3 protein-coding genes are annotated in these 2,146 nt (G+C 72.6%); all 3 read right to left on the bottom strand.

Annotated elements, in window-relative coordinates:
• Positions 1-124: ClpX C4-type zinc finger protein (locus tag EPD83_RS20135; RefSeq protein WP_165567069.1), on the bottom strand; the 124-nt coding region annotated here is incomplete at its 3' end.
• 304 nt (positions 125-428) lie between these two features.
• The gene (locus EPD83_RS20130) at positions 429-1,229 is read right to left on the bottom strand and encodes a hypothetical protein (protein ID WP_165567068.1); all 801 of its coding nucleotides are present in this window, start codon (positions 1,227-1,229) and stop codon (positions 429-431) included.
• Between the two features lie 578 nt (positions 1,230-1,807).
• On the bottom strand, positions 1,808-2,146 hold a 339-nt coding region (locus EPD83_RS20125), incomplete at its 5' end, for an ATP-dependent Clp protease proteolytic subunit (RefSeq protein WP_205859407.1).

The raw sequence follows: 2,146 nt of genomic DNA, 5'->3' as shown, positions 1-2,146 counted from the left end.
ACAGGTCGATGCACTCGTCGCAGATGTACACGCCGGGACCGGCGATGAGCTTCTTGACCTGCTTCTGCGACTTGCCGCAGAAGGAGCACTTCAGCAGGTCACTGGTCTCTCCGACGCGTGCCACGGACGCGGTCCTTCCCTCGGCGGCGACAACGGCCCCGACGCTACCCGCCGAGCTGTCCTGTCGCACCCATTGAACCGCCGCGCCGGTCGGCGCGTCGCCTCGGTTCGCTGTCAGCGCAACCCGCCCCCTCCGGACGCCCCCGGTGCGAGATGTCTCCCACCCATGTGGTTCTCGCCCGGGCATGTCGAACCCGCCGAGACGTCGGTGCTCTCGCGCCATGGCTCGGCGAGATCAGCACGGGTCGGCGACACCGACGCCTGTCGGAGAGGTCTCGCATTCTGGCGAGGCACCTGAGGCTCGGGTGTCAGCCGGCGTGGTGCGCCCCGAGGTCGAACCAGGTGCTGCGTGGCGCCGACCGGACACCGATCGCCGCGAGGATCGGACGGAGTCGTTCGGCATCGAGCGCGTCCGCCCAGACCCAGCGCCCGAGCGGCGCCTGCCGTCGGATCCGGTCCTCTCGCTTCTTCTCGCGCCACACGATCTCGCCTGCCGTCGCGGGATCGGCACCGTCGGGGACCCGGTACTTCACCTTGCCGTCGAACTCCCCGACCGCGTGCTCCCAGTCGAAGTCGACGTACCCGATCAGCCCTGCGGAGTCCTCCCGCTTCCCCTGCAGCACGGGCCTCGGCACGTTGAGCCGGTACATCTGGAGGCGCGACAGACTCTCGCCCGCCGACATGCTGAGGGGATCGGCGAGGTCTCGCACGAGTGCGGCGACGCGACGTCCACGCGAGGAGGGCGGGACCGCGGCCACTTCCTCGGCCAGCTGCTGGGGTGTGCAGAGCCCGTGGCGGAGGGCGTGGTCGGCGGCGGCCAGCGCGGAGTCGAGGGACCCGGTGCGCGCCAGGTCCACGACGGTCCGAGCGGCGGAGGTCACCCGCAGCCCCTGGAGCGACACGGTCTCGGCGGGCGGGCCGAGATGAGGGCGGACCACCCTGGTCCCACGCACCGCGGGGTCCGCGACGAGGATCATCACGGTCCCCGGCCAGGGCCCGATGCGCGGCAGGCCCCACACGGCAGCCGCCGAGGTGAGGGCGTAGGTCCGCTGTGCGCGCCGGGACCCACGCAGGTCGGCTGCGTGGACGACGGCGGCGTGGCGCTGCACGGAGGTCAGACGGCCCCAGGTCGCGTCCGGAAGCCACGCCCCGTGCCCCACGTGGTGCCACCCCGGCTCCCGACTCGGTTCGATCCCGGCACGACGCAGGTCCGACCCCGTGCGCAGCACGCCGGGGTCGAAGGGAACGGGAGCGGGTGGTCCGAGCATGCGGGCCAGCCTGGCAGCGCGCGGCGCATCGGTGCCGATGTCATCCACAGCCCCGGCCCCGGACTCCCGCTGCGAGAAGTCTCCGACTCCGGCGGATCCCGTCGGGCCACGTCGATCTCACCGACACGTCGGGGCGGGAGCCCCATGGGTCGGCGAGATCTGCGGTGCTCAGCGAGAACCCCGTGGGTCGGAGAGGTCTCGCACGCCGGAGAGGGTTGGGGGCGCGGAGGACGCCTGACGTCGACGAGTCGACGGTCCGGCTGGTCGTTCTCCGGTACGACGACGCGTCCCGAACGCGCCCGGTGCGACGGCGCCCCCAGTCGTCCCCCGGTACGACGGCGCCGGGTCGTTGCCCGGTACGACGACGCCGCCCGGTCCCTCGGGGGGACCGGGCGGCGTCGTGCGGCGGACGGCAGGGCTCAGGTGTTGGCCTTGCGCGAGGCGAGCACCTCGTCGACGAGGCCGTACTCCTTCGCGGCCTCGGCCGAGAGGATCTTGTCGCGGTCGATGTCCTTGCGGACGGTCTCGACGTCACGGCCGGAGTGCTTGGCGATCGTCTCCTCCAGCCACTCCCGCATCCGGATGATCTCGTTGGCGTGGATCTCGAGGTCGGAGGCCATGCCGCCGGTGCCCTCGATGGCGGGCTGGTGGATGAGCACCCGGGCGTTCGGCAGCGCGAACCGCTTGCCCGGGGCGCCGGCGCCGAGGATGACGGCGGCGGCGGAGGCGGCCTGGCCGATGCAGTACGTCTGCACGTC

The organism is Phycicoccus flavus, assembly GCF_004025965.2.
GTDB lineage: Bacteria > Actinomycetota > Actinomycetes > Actinomycetales > Dermatophilaceae > Phycicoccus > Phycicoccus flavus.
This window is presented reverse-complemented; position numbering and strand designations above follow the sequence as displayed.